The 16,579-nt window shown below is 67.4% G+C and carries 17 protein-coding genes; 13 read left to right on the plus strand and 4 right to left on the minus strand.

Annotation, left to right across the window (positions count from 1 at the left end; translation table 11 throughout):
• Positions 1 to 35: 35 nt before the first annotated feature.
• Positions 36 to 602 (minus strand): adenine phosphoribosyltransferase, encoded by a 567-nt coding sequence (locus WT26_RS18415; protein WP_059531270.1) that lies wholly within the window; start codon positions 600 to 602, stop codon positions 36 to 38.
• An 83-nt stretch (positions 603 to 685) separates the two neighbouring features.
• Positions 686 to 2,692 (minus strand): monovalent cation:proton antiporter family protein, encoded by a 2,007-nt coding sequence (locus tag WT26_RS18420; protein ID WP_069273472.1) that lies wholly within the window; start codon positions 2,690 to 2,692, stop codon positions 686 to 688.
• Between the two features lie 126 nt (positions 2,693 to 2,818).
• Here WT26_RS18420 and kdsD point away from each other — a divergent pair, with 126 nt between their 5' ends.
• The 11 genes from kdsD (at position 2,819) to WT26_RS18475 (ending at position 12,067) form a co-directional block, all read left to right on the plus strand.
• Positions 2,819 to 3,802 carry an arabinose 5-phosphate isomerase KdsD gene (gene kdsD / locus WT26_RS18425; RefSeq protein ID WP_059663299.1) on the plus strand — a complete coding sequence of 328 codons (984 nt, stop codon included), beginning with the start codon at positions 2,819 to 2,821 and terminating at the stop codon, positions 3,800 to 3,802.
• Positions 3,802 to 4,338 carry a KdsC family phosphatase gene (locus tag WT26_RS18430; RefSeq protein WP_059531276.1) on the plus strand — a complete coding sequence of 179 codons (537 nt, stop codon included), beginning with the start codon at positions 3,802 to 3,804 and terminating at the stop codon, positions 4,336 to 4,338. The genes kdsD and WT26_RS18430 overlap by 1 nt, the downstream gene beginning before the upstream one ends.
• A gap of 3 nt (positions 4,339 to 4,341) precedes the next feature.
• Positions 4,342 to 4,956 carry an LPS export ABC transporter periplasmic protein LptC gene (gene lptC / locus WT26_RS18435; RefSeq protein WP_059531279.1) on the plus strand — a complete coding sequence of 205 codons (615 nt, stop codon included), beginning with the start codon at positions 4,342 to 4,344 and terminating at the stop codon, positions 4,954 to 4,956.
• 20 nt (positions 4,957 to 4,976) lie between these two features.
• Positions 4,977 to 5,642, plus strand: a complete 666-nt coding sequence (gene lptA, locus WT26_RS18440) for a lipopolysaccharide transport periplasmic protein LptA (RefSeq protein ID WP_059531282.1) — start codon at positions 4,977 to 4,979, stop codon at positions 5,640 to 5,642.
• Positions 5,639 to 6,415 carry an LPS export ABC transporter ATP-binding protein gene (lptB, locus tag WT26_RS18445; protein WP_021162599.1) on the plus strand — a complete coding sequence of 259 codons (777 nt, stop codon included), beginning with the start codon at positions 5,639 to 5,641 and terminating at the stop codon, positions 6,413 to 6,415. Before lptA ends, lptB begins: the two co-directional genes overlap by 4 nt.
• A 165-nt stretch (positions 6,416 to 6,580) precedes the next feature.
• Positions 6,581 to 8,089, plus strand: coding sequence for an RNA polymerase factor sigma-54 (locus WT26_RS18450; protein ID WP_069273473.1), 1,509 nt, complete (start codon positions 6,581 to 6,583; stop codon positions 8,087 to 8,089).
• Between the two features lie 159 nt (positions 8,090 to 8,248).
• The gene (hpf, locus tag WT26_RS18455) at positions 8,249 to 8,617 is read left to right on the plus strand and encodes a ribosome hibernation-promoting factor, HPF/YfiA family (protein WP_069273474.1); all 369 of its coding nucleotides are present in this window, start codon (positions 8,249 to 8,251) and stop codon (positions 8,615 to 8,617) included.
• Between the two features lie 190 nt (positions 8,618 to 8,807).
• On the plus strand, positions 8,808 to 9,320 hold the full coding sequence (locus WT26_RS18460) for a PTS sugar transporter subunit IIA (protein WP_027789103.1): 513 nt from the start codon (positions 8,808 to 8,810) through the stop codon (positions 9,318 to 9,320).
• A 131-nt stretch (positions 9,321 to 9,451) separates the two neighbouring features.
• Complete coding sequence (gene hprK, locus WT26_RS18465) at positions 9,452 to 10,420, plus strand: HPr(Ser) kinase/phosphatase (RefSeq protein ID WP_011353227.1); 969 nt, start codon at positions 9,452 to 9,454, stop codon at positions 10,418 to 10,420.
• Positions 10,421 to 10,495: 75 nt separating this feature from the next.
• The gene (rapZ, locus tag WT26_RS18470) at positions 10,496 to 11,404 is read left to right on the plus strand and encodes an RNase adapter RapZ (RefSeq protein ID WP_059531285.1); all 909 of its coding nucleotides are present in this window, start codon (positions 10,496 to 10,498) and stop codon (positions 11,402 to 11,404) included.
• Between the two features lie 27 nt (positions 11,405 to 11,431).
• Positions 11,432 to 12,067 (plus strand): LON peptidase substrate-binding domain-containing protein, encoded by a 636-nt coding sequence (locus WT26_RS18475; protein WP_021162603.1) that lies wholly within the window; start codon positions 11,432 to 11,434, stop codon positions 12,065 to 12,067.
• 18 nt (positions 12,068 to 12,085) lie between these two features.
• On the opposite strand, the gene mutY is transcribed toward WT26_RS18475, so the two are convergent.
• Together mutY and mutM are read right to left on the minus strand one after the other, a co-directional pair.
• Positions 12,086 to 13,192: an A/G-specific adenine glycosylase gene (gene mutY, locus WT26_RS18480; RefSeq protein ID WP_069273475.1), complete on the minus strand. Its 1,107-nt coding sequence runs from the start codon at positions 13,190 to 13,192 to the stop codon at positions 12,086 to 12,088.
• Positions 13,193 to 13,216: 24 nt separating this feature from the next.
• Complete coding sequence (gene mutM, locus WT26_RS18485; RefSeq protein WP_059531291.1) at positions 13,217 to 14,044, minus strand: bifunctional DNA-formamidopyrimidine glycosylase/DNA-(apurinic or apyrimidinic site) lyase; 828 nt, start codon at positions 14,042 to 14,044, stop codon at positions 13,217 to 13,219.
• An 86-nt stretch (positions 14,045 to 14,130) separates the two neighbouring features.
• Here mutM and WT26_RS18490 point away from each other — a divergent pair, with 86 nt between their 5' ends.
• Entirely contained in the window at positions 14,131 to 15,954 is a 1,824-nt protein-coding gene (locus tag WT26_RS18490) for a tetratricopeptide repeat protein (protein WP_059531293.1), read from the plus strand.
• Entirely contained in the window at positions 15,954 to 16,574 is a 621-nt protein-coding gene (gene lolB / locus WT26_RS18495) for a lipoprotein insertase outer membrane protein LolB (protein WP_069273476.1), read from the plus strand. The genes WT26_RS18490 and lolB overlap by 1 nt, the downstream gene beginning before the upstream one ends.
• Positions 16,575 to 16,579: the final 5 nt, after the last annotated feature.

Here is a 16,579-nt window from a genome sequence, read left to right on the forward strand (position 1 = left end):
TGTGGAACCCGGTGTGGAATCAGGCGGGCCGGCGTTCAGTGGCCGGCGAATTCGGTGACGGTATAAACCTGCAATCCCGCGTTGCGCAGCAGCGCCGAGCCGCCGAGATCGGGCAGGTCGATGATCGCCGCGCCTTCGACGACCTCCGCGCCGAGCCGCTGCAGCAGGTTGCGCCCCGCCATCATCGTGCCGCCGGTCGCGATCAGGTCGTCCATGATGATCACGCGGTCGCCGGGGCGGCACGCGTCTTCATGGATCTCGACCGTCGCGCTGCCGTATTCGAGGTCGTACGATTCCGAGCGCGTCTTGTACGGCAGCTTGCCGACCTTGCGGATCGGCACGAAGCCGACGCTCAGTTCGTACGCGACGATCGGCGCGATGATGAAACCGCGCGCGTCGAGGCCCGCGACGTAGTCGAGCTTCGCATCGACATAGCGCTCGACGAACAGGTCGACGAGGATGCGCAGCGCCTTCGGGCTCTGCAGCAGCGTCGTGATGTCGCGGAACATCACGCCCGGCTGCGGCCAGTCGGGCACCGTGCGGATCTGGCTGTGGATGAAGGCGACCGGATCGAGCGGTGCGCCCGACGACGAATGCGGCATGAAACTCTCCGAAAAAAACGGTGCGCGAAGATCGGGCACCGTTTCCAGTAAATACGGGTCAGGTTATGGATCTGGATCGCCGCTCACGCGGCCGTGGCCGGCGGATCGCGCCGATGGCGCGACAGCCGTTCCTCCGCGAGCGCGAGCGCCTCGGGCAGCCCGCGCAGCACGACGATATCGCTCGCGCGCAGCTTGGTCTGCGGATCGGGTTCGACGCCGCGGATGCCGTGCCGGCGGATCGCCGTGACTTCGAGCCCGAGTGCATACAGACCGAGTTCCTCCAGCGAACGCCCGACCGCGTCCGCGCGCGCATCGACCGGCACCGATTGTAGCCGCACCTGCTCGTGGTCGTCGTCGTCCGCATCGTCCGCGCCGCGGAAATAGCCACGCAGCAGGCTGTAGCGCTCGTCGCGCATTTCCTCGACGCGCCGCACGACCTTGCGCATCGGCACGCCCACCAGCACCAGCGTGTGCGACGCGAGCATCAGGCTGCCCTCGACGATCTCCGGAATCACCTCGGTCGCGCCGGCCGCGAGCAGCTTCTCGAGATCGGCATCGTCGACGGTGCGCACGATCGCGGGCAGCGTCGGCTCGAGTTCGTGTACGTGATGCAGCACGCGCAGCGCGGACGGCGTGTTCGCATAGGTGATCGCCACCGCCGCCGCGCGGTGGATACCGGCCGCGAGCAGCGACTCGCGGCGCGCCGCGTCGCCGAACACGACCGATTCGCCGGCCGCCGCGGCCGCGCTCACGCGATCGGGGTCGAGGTCGAGCGCGACATACGAAATGCCTTCCTGTTCGAGCATCCGTGCCAGGTTCTGCCCCGCGCGGCCGTAGCCGCAGATGATCACGTGGCCGCGCTGCTTGAGGCTTTGCGTCGCGATCCGCGTCATCTGCAGCGACTGCTGCATCCATTCCGTAGACGAAAGCCGCATCACGATCCGGTCGGCGTTCTGGATCAGGAACGGCGCGGCGAGCATCGACAGCAGCATCGACGCGAGGATCGCCTGCAGCAGCGTCGAATCGACGAGATGCCGGTCGAGGATCAGGTTCAGCAGCACGAAGCCGAATTCGCCGGCCTGCGCGAGCCCGATGCCGGTGCGCATCGCGACACCCGGTGTCGCGCCGAACAGCCGTGCGAGCCCGGCGATCATCGTCCCCTTGAACAGGATCTGCCCGACGAAGAAACCGAGCACGAGGAACGGGTGCTCCCAGATCACGCGCGGATCGAGCAGCATCCCGGTCGTCACGAAGAACAGGCCGAGCAGCACGTCGCGAAACGGCTTGATGTCCTCTTCCACCTGATGGCGGAACGGCGTCTCGGAAATGAGCATCCCCGCGATGAACGCGCCGAGCGCAAGCGACAGGCCGAAGCGGTCGGTGATGAACGCGGCGCCGAGCGTGACGAGCAGCAGGTTCAGCACGAACAGCTCCTGCGAGCGGCGCCGTGCGACGACGTTGAGCCAGCGCGTCATGAAGCGCTGGCCGATGACCAGCAGCAGCGTGAGCGCGATCACGATCTTGACGGCCGCGAAGCCGAGCGTGAGCGCGAGATCCTTCGACGATTCGGCGCCGAACGCGGCGATCACGATCAGCAGCGGCACCACCGCGAGATCCTGGAACAGCAGCACGCCGAAGATGTTGCGGCCGTGTTCGGTCTCGATCTCGAGCCGCTCGGCGAGCATCTTCGACACGATCGCCGTCGACGACATCGCGAGCGCACCGCCGAGCGCGATGCTGCCTTGCCACGTGATGTGTACCCAGTGCTCGAACAGCATGCCGAGCACGAGCGCGAGCACGAGTGTCGCGACGACCTGCAGCAGCCCGAGCCCGAACACGAGCCGCTGCATCGCCCTCAGCTTCGCCAGCGAGAATTCGAGGCCGATCGAAAACATCAGGAACACCACGCCGAATTCCGCAAGATGCTCCGCGCGCTCGAGGTCGGCCGCGATGCCGAAGGCGTGCGGGCCGACCAGGATGCCGACGGTCAGGTAACCGAGCATCGGCGGCAGGTTCAGCGAGCGGAATACGACGACGCCCACCACCGATGCCAGCAGCAGCAGGAGCGTCATTTCGAGCGGGGAAATCACGGGCAAAGCGTCCTCGTTCGTCGGGGCCACGGGTAAGCGGGCGCGGCAGGGTGGCGGTGGACAGGCGACATCGGACGAGTCCGAAAGCCCGGCGCGGCGAACAAACGCCTTTGCTATACTCCGCGCATGATAGCGAAAATCAATGATGATCGGGCGCTCGCGCTCGCCCGCGACGTGCTCGACATCGAGGCGGACGCCGTGCGCGCGCTGCGCGACCAGCTCGACGGCGGCTTCGTCCAGGCCGTCGCGCTGCTGCTCGGCTGCCGCGGCCGCGTGGTGGTGTCCGGTATCGGCAAATCGGGGCATATCGCCCGCAAGATCGCGGCCACGCTGGCCAGCACCGGCACACCGGCCTTCTTCGTCCACCCTGCGGAGGCCAGCCACGGCGACCTCGGGATGGTCACCTCCGACGACGTCTTCATCGGCATCTCCTATTCCGGCGAATCGGAAGAACTCGTCGCGATCCTGCCGCTCGTGAAGCGGATCGGCGCGAAGCTGATCGCGATCACGGGCCGCGCGGAGTCGAGCCTCGGCACGCTCGCCGACGTGAACCTGAACGCCGCGGTCTCGAAAGAGGCCTGCCCGCTGAACCTCGCGCCCACCGCGAGCACGACCGCCGCGCTCGCGCTCGGCGACGCGCTCGCCGTTGCGGTGCTCGACGCGCGCGGCTTCGGTTCGGAAGATTTCGCGCGCTCGCACCCGGGCGGCGCGCTCGGCCGGCGCCTGCTCACCTACGTGCGCGACGTGATGCGCTCGGGCGACGACGTCCCGTCCGTCGGGCTCGACGCGACGCTGTCGGACGCGCTGTTCCAGATCACCGCGAAGCGCCTCGGCATGACCGCCGTGGTCGACGCCGACGGCAAGGTCGCCGGCATCTTCACCGACGGCGACCTGCGCCGCGTGCTCGCGCGCGACGGCGACTTCCGCACGTTGTCGATCACCGACGTGATGACGCGCGACCCGCGCACGATCGCACCGGATCACCTGGCGGTCGAGGCCGTGGAACTGATGGAGCGCCACCGGATCAACCAGATGCTGGTGGTCGATGCCGACGGCGCGCTGATCGGCGCGCTGAACATGCACGACCTGTTTTCGAAGAAGGTGATCTGATGAGCGCAGCGCTGACTGCGGCCGAACGCGCGAGCCGCGTGAAGCTGATGATTTTCGACGTCGACGGCGTGCTGACCGACGGCGGCCTGCTGTTTACGGCGGCCGGCGACACGATGAAGTCGTTCAATTCCCTGGACGGCCACGGCGTGAAGCTGCTCGGCGAAGCCGGCATCGCAACCGCGATCATCACCGGCCGCCGCTCGGAAATCGTCGCGGCACGCGCAAAGGAAATGAAGATCGCGCACCTGTTCCAGGGCGTCGAGAACAAGCTCGCCGTGTTCGCCGACCTCATTGCATCGCTCGGCCTCACCGCCGACCAGTGCGGCTACATGGGCGACGACTGGCCCGACCTGCCCGTGATGCTGCGCTGCGGCTTCGCGACTGCCCCCGCGAATGCGCACCCCGAGGTGATCGCCCGCGCGCACTGGGTGGCCGAGGCCCGCGGCGGCCACGGCGCGGTGCGCGAAGCCTGCGACGCGATCCTGCGCGCGCAGCGCCGCTACGACGCGCTGCTCGCGGCCGCCTGCGGAGCCTGACGGATGAACACGCATTTCCGCTGGACCCAGCTGCTGCCGCTCGTCGCGGTCGCCGCGCTCGCGGGCATCACCTGGTGGCTGCTGCAGGCCACGCTGCCGCCGCCCGGCGAGGGCGCCGCGCAGCCGAAGCGCCATACGCCCGACTATTTCGCGGACAACTTCTCGGTCACCGAGCTCGACCAGTCCGGCTCGACCCAGTACCGGCTGACGGCCGCGAAGCTGATCCATTACGAAGACACCGAAAACAGCGACCTGACCGATCCGGCCATGCGCGCGTTCCAGCCCGGCAAGCCGGTCGTGACGACCACCGCGAAGCGCGGCATCGTCAATGGCGACGTGTCGATCGTCGACTTGTACGACGACGCGCGCATCCTGCGCGCGGCCGGCGGCGGCGATCCGCAGATGCAGGCCGATTCCCAGCATTTCCGGATCTTCGTCAATGACGATGTGATCCAGACCGAAAAGCCGGTTAAACTTCAGCGCGGCCTGTCGCTCGTCAACGCGACCGACGGCATGAAGTACAACAACGTCACCCGGGTCATCGAGCTTTACGGCAACGTGCGCGGCACGATCGCCGCGGCGGACACGTCCGGCGGCTCGAAAGGTCAATCCAGGTGACGCATCCCTCACGTGACTGCATGAACGAACCGTTCCCTCGACAGAATTCCGGCGGCGCTGCGCGCGCCGTCCGCGCCGCGCTCGCCGCGACGCTCGTGGCGCTCCCGCTCGTCGGGCTGGCGCCGCTCGCCCATGCCGAGAAGGCCGACCAGAACAAGCCGATCAACGTCGAGGCCGACAACCTCACCTATGACGACCTGAAGCAGGTGACGGTCGCGACCGGCAACGTCGTGATCACGAAGGGCACGATCATCATCAAGGGCGATCGCGTCGAAGTGCGCCAGGACCCGGAAGGCTATCAGTACGCCACCTCGTTCGGCAGCGGCAAGAAGCACGCGACGTTCCGCCAGAAGCGCGAAGGGCTCGACGAGTACATCGACGGCGACGCCGAGCGCATCGACTACGACGGCAAGCAGGACCTGACCACGCTGACCACGGCCGCGACCGTGCGGCGCCTGCAGGGCACGTCAACCGTCGCCGATACCGTGCACGGCAGCGTGATCACGTACGACGGCCAGCGCGACTTCTACACCGCGAAGGGCGGCAAGGACGTCGCCGCACCGGGCAACCCGAACGGCCGCGTGCGCGCGATGCTGTCGCCGAAGAACGGCGGCCCCGCGCCGCTAAACGGCGCGCCGGCGAAGCTGTCGCCGTCGACCACGATCCAGGGGGCGCCGGGCCAATGAACGCGCTACCGAACCGACAGCCGGCCGGCACCACGAGTTCGCTCGTGGTCCGCAACCTGAAGAAGCGCTACGGCTCGCGCACGGTCGTCAAGGACGTGTCGCTCGACGTGAAGAGCGGCGAAGTCGTCGGCCTGCTCGGCCCGAACGGCGCCGGCAAGACCACGTCGTTCTACATGATCGTCGGCCTCGTGCCGCTCGACGCGGGCGAGATCTCGCTGAACGGCAGCTCGATCAGCCTGCTGCCGATCCACAAGCGCGCATCGCTCGGCCTGTCGTACCTGCCGCAGGAAGCGTCGGTGTTCCGCAAGCTGACCGTCGAGGAAAACATCCGCGCGGTGCTCGAACTGCAGCACGGCGAAGACGGCAAGCGGCTGTCGAAGGACGCGATCGCGTCGCGCACGGAAGCGCTGCTCGACGAGCTGCAGATCGGCCACCTGCGCGAGAACCCCGCGCTGTCGCTGTCGGGCGGCGAGCGGCGCCGGGTCGAAATCGCGCGCGCACTCGCGACCAACCCGAACTTCATCCTGCTCGACGAACCGTTCGCCGGCGTCGACCCGATCGCGGTGCTCGAGATCCAGAAGATCGTCAAGTTCCTGAAGCAGCGCAACATCGGCGTGCTGATTACCGATCACAACGTCCGCGAAACGCTCGGCATCTGCGACCACGCATACATCATCAGCGACGGTTCGGTGCTCGCCGCCGGTGCGCCGAGCGAAATCATCGAAAACGAAAGCGTGCGCCGCGTGTACCTCGGCGAACACTTCCGGATGTAACCCGTCGTCGAGGACGCGCCCCGCCCGGTCACGCCGCGCGGGGCTGCGCGCTGTTTCACCGTCCCGTTTGCGGCCCGTTCGAGGCCGAACGGGCGCCGCGCGTAATCGCGGATGGCTCAACGCGCCTGGGTCGTGGCAAACTGCCGGTATGACTCCCTCCTTGCCATGAAAGCCAGCCTTCAACTCCGCCTGTCGCAACATCTGGCGCTGACGCCCCAGCTACAGCAGTCGATCCGGCTCCTGCAGTTGTCGACGCTCGAATTGCAGCAGGAAGTCGCGATGGCCGTCGCGCAGAACCCGCTGCTCGAGAACGACGACGAATGGATCGCGAGTCCGCTGCGTGTCGCAGCGGACGGATCGTTGATCGCGCAGACGCCTCCCGCGTCGAACGCCGAGCCGATGGCGGCCACGAACGGCGCCGGCCAGACCGGCGAGCGCACCGAACGCGACGAGCCTGCCGCGGCCGACGAATACGACGGTTACGCGTCCGGCGAAGGCAACGACGGCCCGCAGTGGAACCTCGACGAATTCGGCCGCGCGAGCGGCGCGTCCGACGACGACGACCTCCCGCCGCTGCAGGTGCAGGAAGCGGCGACGTCGCTGCGCGACCACCTGTCCGCGCAATTGCGCGTCACGCAGGCCGGCCCGCGCGATCGCGCGCTCGTGATGTTCCTGATCGAATCGCTCGACGACGACGGCTACCTGACCGCCACGCTCGACGAAGTGCTCGCCGACCTGCCGCCCGAGCTGGAAATCGACTGCGACGAACTGAACGCGGCGCTCGCGCTGCTGCACAGCTTCGATCCGGCCGGGGTCGGCGCCCGCTCGGCATCCGAATGCCTGAAGCTGCAGTTGCTGCGCCTCGATCCGTCCCCGACACGCACGCTCGCACTCGAGATCGTGTCGCAGCATCTCGAACTGCTCGCCGCCCGCGACTTCACGCGGCTGCGCAAGCACCTGAAGGCGAGCGACGACGCGCTGCGCGACGCGCACACGCTGATCCGCTCGCTGGAGCCGTTTCCCGGCGCCGCATACGGCAAGGCCGAGGCCGACTACGTCGTGCCCGACATCATCGTGAAGAAGGCCGGCCAGGGATGGCTCGCGGAGCTCAATCCGGAGGTCGTGCCGCGCCTGCGGATCAACAACCTCTACGCGAACATCCTGCGCAACAGCCGCGGCGATCCGTCTGCCGGTTCGCTCAAGCAACAGCTCCAGGAAGCACGCTGGCTGATCAAGAACATCCAGCAGCGATTCGACACGATCCTGCGTGTCGCGCAGGCGATTGTCGAGCGTCAAAAGAACTTCTTTGCGCACGGTGAAATTGCCATGCGCCCCTTGGTTTTGCGGGAAATAGCTGATACGCTGGGCCTACACGAGTCGACTGTCAGCCGTGTGACAACCGGGAAGTACATGCTGACCCCGTTCGGGACGCTTGAATTTAAGTACTTCTTCGGATCTCACGTCTCGACCGACACCGGTGGCGCCGCCTCGTCGACCGCCATCCGAGCCCTCATCAAGCAACTGATAGGAGCTGAAGACCCAAAATCGCCACTTTCGGACAGCCGCATTGCCGAGCTGCTGGCAGAACAGGGGTTCGTGGTCGCGCGCCGCACGGTTGCGAAGTATCGCGAAGCCCTCAAGATCCCGGCAGTGAATCTGCGCAAGTCTCTTTAAGCCTGCTGCCTGCCCGGCGGCAGGCGTGTTCCGGCCACCGCGCATACGGGGAACAGGCCGGGCGACCTGTCCGCGAATCTGCCGCCACGCGCGGCATGGGCAAGTCGACCGGAGCGCCGCCTCGATGCGGCCGGGTGGTCACTCGCTTGGAGAAGCACTATGAACCTGAAGATCAGTGGACATCATCTCGAAGTCACGCCTGCAATTCGCGAATACGTGATCACCAAGCTGGACCGGGTGCTACGCCATAGCGATCAGGTGATCGATGGCACTGTGATCCTCTCGGTCGACAACCACAAGGAAAAGGACAAGCAGCAGCGCGCGGAAATCAACCTGCACCTGAAGGGCAAGGACATCTTCGTCGAAAGTGCGAACGGTAACCTGTATGCTGCGATCGATCTGCTGATCGACAAGCTGGATCGCCAGGTCGTCAAGCACATGGAGCGTCTGCAGACGCATACGCACGACCCGATCAAGCTGCAGCCGGCGGTCGAGCAGTTCGAACAGATCGAAGTGCCGCCGCAATGACCTGCCATAGCCGCATCGCCACGCCGCCCGGTTCGCCGGGCGTTTTTTTTTGTATCCGGCGCAGCGCCGTCCGCATCCGCGCCACGCTCGCGCCCGTGTTCTATAATGCTTCGGTTATTGCCGGGGGGCGTTGGGTACGGTCACCGTGCCTTGCAGGTCTCCATCGCCTAACGCCTTGATATCGCCGAACATGGATGATCAGTCTGCCGCCGCAAGGAGACCCCAGGCCGCCCAATCGCCTGCCAACATGAATCGCCTAGCCAAAATCCTGCCCATAGAGAACGTCGTCATCGACCTCTCAGTCACCAGCAAGAAACGCGTGTTCGAACAAGCCGGGCTGATGTTCGAGAATCAGAACGGCATCGCCCGCAGCACCGTCACGGACAACCTGTTCGCGCGCGAGCGCCTCGGCTCGACCGGGCTCGGCGAAGGCGTCGCGATTCCGCACGGGCGCATCAAGGGTCTCAAGCACCCGCTCGCCGCGTTCGTCCGGCTTGCCGATGCGATCCCGTTCGAAGCCCCCGACGGCCAGCCGGTCGGCCTCCTGATTTTCCTGCTCGTGCCCGAGCAAGCCACCCAGCAACACCTCGAGATCCTGTCGGAAATCGCGCAACTGCTGTCCGATCGCGACGCGCGCGAGCGTCTGCACAACGAAACGGATATCGCCGAGTTGCATCGCCTGCTCACTCAGTGGCAACCTTGAGTTGATCCGGGCGGATTATTTTCCCGTACGAGGCGGCGCACGCCGCCGTCCAGGGCCGCCCGGCGCCGGCCCGGCATGGCGACGTCCGTCGCCGCGCGCATGCACCGGCCCATTGGAGTGACGGAGCAGTCATGGATACGTCCAGCATCAACGCCCAGAGCATCTTCGACGACAACGCGGCCACGCTGAAACTCAGCTGGCTGACGGGGCATGAAGGCTGGGAGCGCGGCTTTTCGGCCGACACCGTCGGCAATGCAACCTCGAGCGCCGACCTCGTCGGCCACCTGAACCTGATCCACCCGAACCGGATCCAGGTGCTCGGCGAAGCCGAAATCGACTACTACCAGCGGCAGACCGACGAAGACCGCTCGCGCCACATGGCCGAGCTGATCGCCCTCGAACCGCCGTTCCTCGTCGTCGCCGGCGGCGCCGCCGCCCCGCCCGAACTGGTGCTGCGCTGCACGCGCTCGTCGACCCCGCTGTTCACGACGCCGATGTCGGCCGCCGCGGTGATCGACAGCCTGCGGCTCTACATGTCGCGGATCCTCGCGCCGCGCGCGACGCTGCACGGCGTGTTCATCGACATCCTCGGGATGGGCGTGCTGCTGACCGGCGATTCGGGCCTCGGCAAGAGCGAACTCGGCCTCGAGCTGATCAGCCGCGGCCACGGCCTCGTCGCCGACGACGCGGTCGATTTCGTGCGTCTTGGCCCCGATTTCGTCGAAGGGCGCTGCCCGCCGCTGCTGCAGAACCTGCTCGAAGTGCGCGGCCTCGGCCTGCTCGACATCAAGACGATCTTCGGCGAAACCGCCGTGCGGCGCAAAATGAAGCTGAAGCTGATCGTCCAGCTCGTGCGGCGCCCCGACGGCGAATTCCAGCGCCTGCCGCTCGAAAGCCAGACTGTCGACGTGCTCGGCTTGCCGATCAGCAAGGTCACGATCCAGGTCGCGGCCGGCCGCAACCTCGCGGTGCTCGTCGAGGCAGCCGTCCGGAACACGATCCTGCAGTTGCGCGGAATCGACACGTTGCGCGATTTCATGGATCGGCAACGACTCGCGATGCAAGATCCCGACAGTCAATTCCCCGGCAAACTGGTGTAACCCGCACGCGCCGGCCACGCAACGCCGACGCGTCGAGCCGGTGCTATGATGAAACGTCAGGATTCTCTGCTTCCCATGCGCATCGTCCTCATCACCGGCATCTCCGGCTCAGGCAAGTCCGTCGCGCTGAACGCGCTCGAAGACGCAGGCTATTACTGCGTCGACAACCTGCCGCCGCACGTGCTCCCCGAACTTGCCCGCTACCTCGCGGAGGATGGCCAGCACCGGCTCGCGGTCGCGATCGACGCGCGCTCAAGCGCGTCGCTCGATGAAATGCCCGGCCTGATCCGCGCGCTGTCGCGCGAGCACGACGTCCGCGTGCTGTTCCTCAACGCGAGCACCCAGTCGCTGATCCAGCGCTTCTCCGAAACGCGCCGCCGTCATCCGCTGTCCGGCTCGCTGTCGCACGATGCGGACGTCGGCCTGCTGTCGTCGCTCGAGGAAGCGATCGAGCGCGAACGCCACCTCGTCGCGCCGCTCGCCGAATTCGGCCACCAGATCGACACGAGCACGCTGCGCGCGAACGCGCTGCGTACGTGGGTCAAGCGCTTCATCGAGCAGAAGAACAACGACCTGATGGTGATGTTCGAATCGTTCGGTTTCAAGCGCGGCGTGCCGCTCGACGCCGACCTGATGTTCGACGTGCGCGCGCTGCCGAACCCGTACTACGACCACGAGTTGCGCCCGCTCACCGGGCTCGACCAACCGGTCATCGCCTTTCTCGACGCACTGCCGATCGTCCACCAGATGATCGACGACATCCATGCGTTCCTGATGAAATGGCTGCCGCACTTCCGCGATGACAACCGCAGCTACCTGACCGTCGCCATCGGCTGCACGGGCGGGCAGCATCGTTCGGTGTTCATCGCGGAAACGCTCGCCGCGCGCCTTGCGCGCGAGGCGAACGTGATCGTGCGGCATCGTGACGCGCCAGTGGATGTCGACGCGTCGTCGCGGCTCGTCTCCGAGGTCGACCGACCCTAGCGACGCACGCCCCAACGCCCGCGCGCCATGTCCTCCCTATCGACCACCCTGATCGACCTGCCGCTGTTTCCGCTGCACACGGTGCTGTTTCCGGGGGGGCTGCTCCCGCTCAAGGTGTTCGAGGCGCGTTATCTCGACATGTCCCGCGCGTGCCTGCGCGACAACGCGCCGTTCGGCGTGTGCCTGCTCAAGAGCGGGCCAGAAGTCGCACAGGACGGCGCCGTGTCGGTGCCCGAAACCATCGGCTGCATGGCGCGCATCACCGAGTGCGATACCGGCGAATTCGGCATGCTTTATCTGCAGGCGGTCGGCACGCAGCGTTTCGAACTGCTGTCGTATCGCGTCGAAGGCAACGGGCTGCTGGTCGGCATCGCGGAGCCGCTGCCCGACGACATCCCGCTCGAAGGCGAGCAGGCGCTCGCTCAATTCGGCTCGTGCGCCGAGGTGCTCGAGCGCATCATCGACGCGCTGAAGAAGTCCGATCCGGAGAAAATGCCGTTCGGCGAACCGTTCCGCCTCGACGATCCGAGCTGGGTGTCGAACCGCCTCGCGGAACTGCTGCCGCTCGACCTGCGCGCGCGGCAGAAGCTGATGGAATTTCCGGACGTCGGCGCGCGCATCGATGCCGTGCACCACGTGCTCGACCGGCACGGCTGGTTGTAGCGCGCCCCTCCCCTTTCGTTAAAGCAGCGGCCCGCTCAGCGCATCGAGCAGCTTGCGCACGGGCGCCGGCACGCCGTACGCGTCGAGCCGGCTCAGCGGCACCCACGCGGTATCCGCATCCCGCGCCGCCGAAGGCAGGCCGCCACCGTCGGCCATGTCGCTCAGCCGAGGCTCGATCTCGAGCCGGAAGTGCGTAAACGTGTGCGTGAGCGGCGCGAGCGGCACCGTGCCGCCACCGCCGAAGCCGCGCGCGAGTTCGGCAAGCGCGGCATCGCCGTCCGCTTGCGGCAGGCTCCACAGCCCGCCCCAGATGCCGGTCGGTGGCCGGCGCTCGAGCAGCACCGCGTCACCGTCGCGCAGCACCAGCATCCAGGTCTTGCGTGTCGGCACCGCCTTCTTCGGCCGCGCGGCCGGCAGCTCCCGCTGGCGGCCCGTCGATTGCGCAACGCAATCGCCCGCGAACGGGCAGCGCGCGCAATCGGGCTTGCCGCGCACGCACAGCGTCGCGCCGAGATCCATCAGCCCCTGCGTATACGCGCTCACGTCGGCCGCATTCGTGGCGTCGGGCAACAGCGATTCGGCGAGCGCCCACATGTCGTTCTCGACGCGCTTCTCGCCCGGAAAGCCCTCGACGCCGAAAACCCGCGCAAGCACGCGCTTCACGTTGCCGTCGAGGATCGTCGCGCGCGCGCCATACGCGAACGACGCGATCGCCGCGGCCGTCGAGCGGCCGATGCCCGGCAGCTCGGCCAACGCGTCGGGCGTCGCCGGAAACGCGCCGCCGTGCTCGGCGACGACGGCCTGCGCGCAGCGGTGCAGGTTGCGCGCGCGCGAGTAGTAACCGAGCCCCGCCCACAGCGCCATCACGTCGTCGGTCGGCGCGGCCGCGAGCACGGCGACGTCAGGGTAGCGTTCGAGAAAGCGCGTGTAATACGGGATGACGGTCGACACCTGCGTCTGCTGCAGCATGATTTCCGACAGCCAGATCCGGTACGGATCGCGCGTGTTCTGCCACGGCAGGTCGTGGCGGCCATGCTCGCGCTGCCATGCGACCAGGCGCGTGGCGAACGTGCGATGCAGCGGCGTGACGGGGAACGGAGCGGGGGCGATGCGGGGCGGCTTCAAGTTATCTGATCGGGGAAAGAGGTTTCAACGCTGGCAGGTCGGGCAAAAATAAGTCGACCGTTGGCCCTGCACGATCTGGCGAATCGCCGTGCCGCATACGCGGCAGGGTTGGCCGGCACGGTCGTAGACGAAGCAGTCGAGCTGGAAATAGCCGCTTTCGCCGTTGCTGCCGACAAAATCGCGCAACGTGCTGCCGCCACGCTCGATCGCGTCGGCGAGCGTCGCGCGCACCGCGTCGGCCAGCCGCTCGTAGCGCGGCAGCGAGACCTTGCCGGCGGCCGTCGTCGGCCGGATGCCCGCGCGAAACAGGCTCTCCGACGCATAGATGTTGCCGACGCCGACGACCATGTCGCCCGCGAGGAGCGCCTGCTTGACCGACACGGTGCGGCCGCGCGTGCGCGCGTGCAGCAGCGCGCCGGTAAATGCCGGCGAGAACGGCTCGACGCCGAGGCTCGCGAGAAGCGGATGCGCATGCACGTCGCCTGCTGCGCGCGGGTGCCACAGCACCGCGCCGAAGCGGCGCGGATCGCGGAAGCGCAGCACGAATTCGTCGAAGATCCAGTCGATGTGGTCGTGCTTGGCGGCGACCGGCACGCCGTCGGCGGGCAGCACGCGCAGCGTGCCCGTCATGCCGAGATGGACGATGAACCAGCCTGCGTCGACCTCGAACAGCAGGTACTTGCCGCGACGCTCGACGGCGAGCACCTCGCGCGCGCGCAACTGCTCGGCGAGCCCTGCCGGCACGGGCCAGCGCAACATCGCGGTACGGACGTCGACACGCTCGACGCGGCGGCCCGCGACAAAGGGCTCGATGCCCCGGCGCGTGACTTCGACTTCTGGCAACTCTGGCATGTTTTACGGGTCTGAGGCTGGATTCACGATCGTGCGTGTATTGTAGCGAGCGCGTTACAATCGGTTGAAACATCGAACGGATTTCCATGACCCTGCCCTCGAAGCTGCTTCTGAAGCGCCCCGCCGCCGTGCGCGGCGCGCGCGCCTTCCCGGTCCGCCGTGCGCTCGGCGCCGCGCTGTTCGCCGCCTGGACCCTCACCGCCTTCCCGGCTCACGCGCAGGATCCGGCATCGGACGACGCGGAACCGCAGGGCGCGTTCGAGCACGTGATGCCGGACGAGCAGAAGAATCTCCCCGGCGTTCCGTTGACGAGCCAGATCGTCTACCAGGTGCTCGCCGCCGAGGTCGCGCTCCAGCGCAACCAGCCCGCACCGGCCTACCAGACCTACCTCGCGCTTGCCCGCGACACGCGCGATCCGCGCATGGCCCAGCGCGCGACCGAGATCGCGCTCGGTGCGCAGAGCCCGGCCGACGCGCTGTCCGCCGCGAACCTGTGGCGCCAGTACGCACCGGAATCGAACCGGGCGTCGCAAGTCGATGCCGCGCTGCTGGTGCTCGCCGGCAAGCCGGCCGACGCGCAGCCGATGCTCGCGCGCGAGCTCGCCCGGGCGACCGGCGAGACGCGCGGCCCGGCGATCCTCGCGCTGCAGGCGCTGCTCGTGCGCGGCCCCGACCGCGTCGGCGGCCTCGCGGTGCTGAAGGACATGCTGAAGAACGACCTGAACCGGCCCGAGGCTCAGCTCGCGATCGCGCGCCAGCAGCTTGCGGTCGACGACAAGGACGGTGCCGCGCAGTCGCTGAAGCAGGCGCTGCAGATCCGCCCCGACTACCTGCCGGCGGCCCTGATGCTGTCGCAGATGGGGCCTGCGGAACGCGCGGCGGGCATCGCGTCGTTCGAGAAGTATGTTCAGCAGAATCCGAAGTCGCGCGATGCGCGGCTCGCGCTGTCGCAGCTCTATCTCGCCGACGATCGCCTCGACGACGCGCAGAAGCAGTTCGAGACGATGCGCAAGCTCGACTCGAAGGATCCGACGCCGCTGATGGCGCTCGCGCTGATCAAGATCCAGCAGAAGAAGCTCGACGAAGCCACCGCCTACCTGAAGCAGTACGTACAGCTCGGCGACAAGCAGCCGAACCTCGACGTCGGCCAGGGCTACATCTACCTCGCGCAGATCGCGATCGACCAGAACAACGACGCGCAGGCGTCGCAATGGCTCGACAAGGTCGACCAGACGAGCCAGCACTATCTCCCCGCGCAGATCACGCGCGCGCAACTGCTGCAGAAACAGGGCAAGACCGACGAGGCGCGCAAGGTGCTCGACGACCTGCCGATCACGGATCCGCGCGATGCCGCCGTGGTCGCTCGCACCGACGCGTCGATCCTGTTCACCGCGAAGCGCTACCCGGAAGCCGAGGCCCGGCTCGGGCAGGCGGTTCAGGACTTCCCGGACGATCCCGACCTGCGCTACGACTACGCGATGGCGGCCGAAAAAACCGGCCATTACACGACGATGGAAAAGCAGCTGCGCGAGCTGATCCGCACGCAGCCGGACAATCCGCAGGCGTACAACGCGCTCGGCTATTCGCTCGCCGACCGCAACCAGCGGCTGCCCGAAGCCAGCAAGCTGATCGACAAGGCGATGACGCTCGCGCCGAACGACGCCTACATCATGGACAGCCTCGGCTGGGTGAAGTACCGGATGGGCGATACGGCCGGCGCGGCGAAGGTGCTGCGGCGCGCGTACGAACTGCAGCCGAACGCCGAAATCGGCGCGCATCTCGGCGAAGTGCTGTGGAAGAGCGGCGCGCAGGACGACGCGCGTTCCGCGTGGCGTGACGCGCAGAAGCTCGAGCCGGACAACGAAACGCTCGTGCAGACGCTGAAACGCCTCCAGATCAACGGCCTCTGATGCAGATGTTCCCGACGTTTTCCCTGTCCTCACGTGCGGTGCGCGGCATCGCCGCAGCCGGCGCGGCGCTCGCGCTCGCCGGCTGCGCGAGCACGCCGCCGTCGGCCAGCGCGCCGACGGGCGCGCTGCTGCAGACCGCCGCAACGCACGCTTACCATGGCCGCTTCGCGGTGCAGTACGACGACCGTCTCGGCAAGCAGCAGAACGTGTACGGCAACTTCGACTGGCAGGAGCACGGCGACGACGTGTCGCTCGAGCTGCGCAGCCCGCTCGGCCAGACGCTGGCGGTCGTGAAGTCGACGCCGCAGGCGGCGTCGCTCGAATTGCCGAACCGCCAGCCGCAGTTCGCGACGGACGTCGACCAGTTGATGCAGAAAACGCTCGGCTTCGAACTGCCGCTCGCGGGCCTGCGCTACTGGCTGCTGCCCACGGCCGCGCCCGCTTCGCCGGCCGCGACCGTGCGCGACGCCGAAGACGGCACGCGCGTCAAGCAGATCCGCCAGGACGGCTGGACGATCGACTACCTCGCCTACGCGGATGCCCCGGCCACGGGCGTCAAACGCGTCAACCTCGTGCGCGCGACCCCGCCGCTCGACATCAAGCTCGTGCTCGACCAGTGAGCACC

Source organism: Burkholderia cepacia (assembly GCF_001718835.1).
Taxonomy (GTDB): Bacteria; Pseudomonadota; Gammaproteobacteria; order Burkholderiales; family Burkholderiaceae; genus Burkholderia; species Burkholderia cepacia_F.

Excerpts from the sequence above, each read along its gene's own strand:
- lptA (WP_059531282.1), top strand. The coding sequence starts at position 4,977 with ATGAACGAACCGTTCCCTCGACAGAATTCCGGCGGCGCTGCGCGCGCC.
- kdsD (WP_059663299.1), top strand. The coding sequence starts at position 2,819 with ATGATAGCGAAAATCAATGATGATCGGGCGCTCGCGCTCGCCCGCGAC.
- WT26_RS18450 (WP_069273473.1), top strand. The coding sequence starts at position 6,581 with ATGAAAGCCAGCCTTCAACTCCGCCTGTCGCAACATCTGGCGCTGACG.
- hprK (WP_011353227.1), top strand. The coding sequence starts at position 9,452 with ATGGATACGTCCAGCATCAACGCCCAGAGCATCTTCGACGACAACGCG.
- WT26_RS18430 (WP_059531276.1), top strand. The coding sequence starts at position 3,802 with ATGAGCGCAGCGCTGACTGCGGCCGAACGCGCGAGCCGCGTGAAGCTG.
- lptB (WP_021162599.1), top strand. The coding sequence starts at position 5,639 with ATGAACGCGCTACCGAACCGACAGCCGGCCGGCACCACGAGTTCGCTC.
- hpf (WP_069273474.1), top strand. The coding sequence starts at position 8,249 with ATGAACCTGAAGATCAGTGGACATCATCTCGAAGTCACGCCTGCAATT.
- WT26_RS18475 (WP_021162603.1), top strand. The coding sequence starts at position 11,432 with ATGTCCTCCCTATCGACCACCCTGATCGACCTGCCGCTGTTTCCGCTG.
- lolB (WP_069273476.1), top strand. The coding sequence starts at position 15,954 with ATGCAGATGTTCCCGACGTTTTCCCTGTCCTCACGTGCGGTGCGCGGC.
- rapZ (WP_059531285.1), top strand. The coding sequence starts at position 10,496 with ATGCGCATCGTCCTCATCACCGGCATCTCCGGCTCAGGCAAGTCCGTC.
- WT26_RS18490 (WP_059531293.1), top strand. The coding sequence starts at position 14,131 with ATGACCCTGCCCTCGAAGCTGCTTCTGAAGCGCCCCGCCGCCGTGCGC.
- WT26_RS18460 (WP_027789103.1), top strand. The coding sequence starts at position 8,808 with ATGGATGATCAGTCTGCCGCCGCAAGGAGACCCCAGGCCGCCCAATCG.
- mutM (WP_059531291.1), bottom strand. The coding sequence starts at position 14,044 with ATGCCAGAGTTGCCAGAAGTCGAAGTCACGCGCCGGGGCATCGAGCCC.
- WT26_RS18415 (WP_059531270.1), bottom strand. The coding sequence starts at position 602 with ATGCCGCATTCGTCGTCGGGCGCACCGCTCGATCCGGTCGCCTTCATC.
- lptC (WP_059531279.1), top strand. The coding sequence starts at position 4,342 with ATGAACACGCATTTCCGCTGGACCCAGCTGCTGCCGCTCGTCGCGGTC.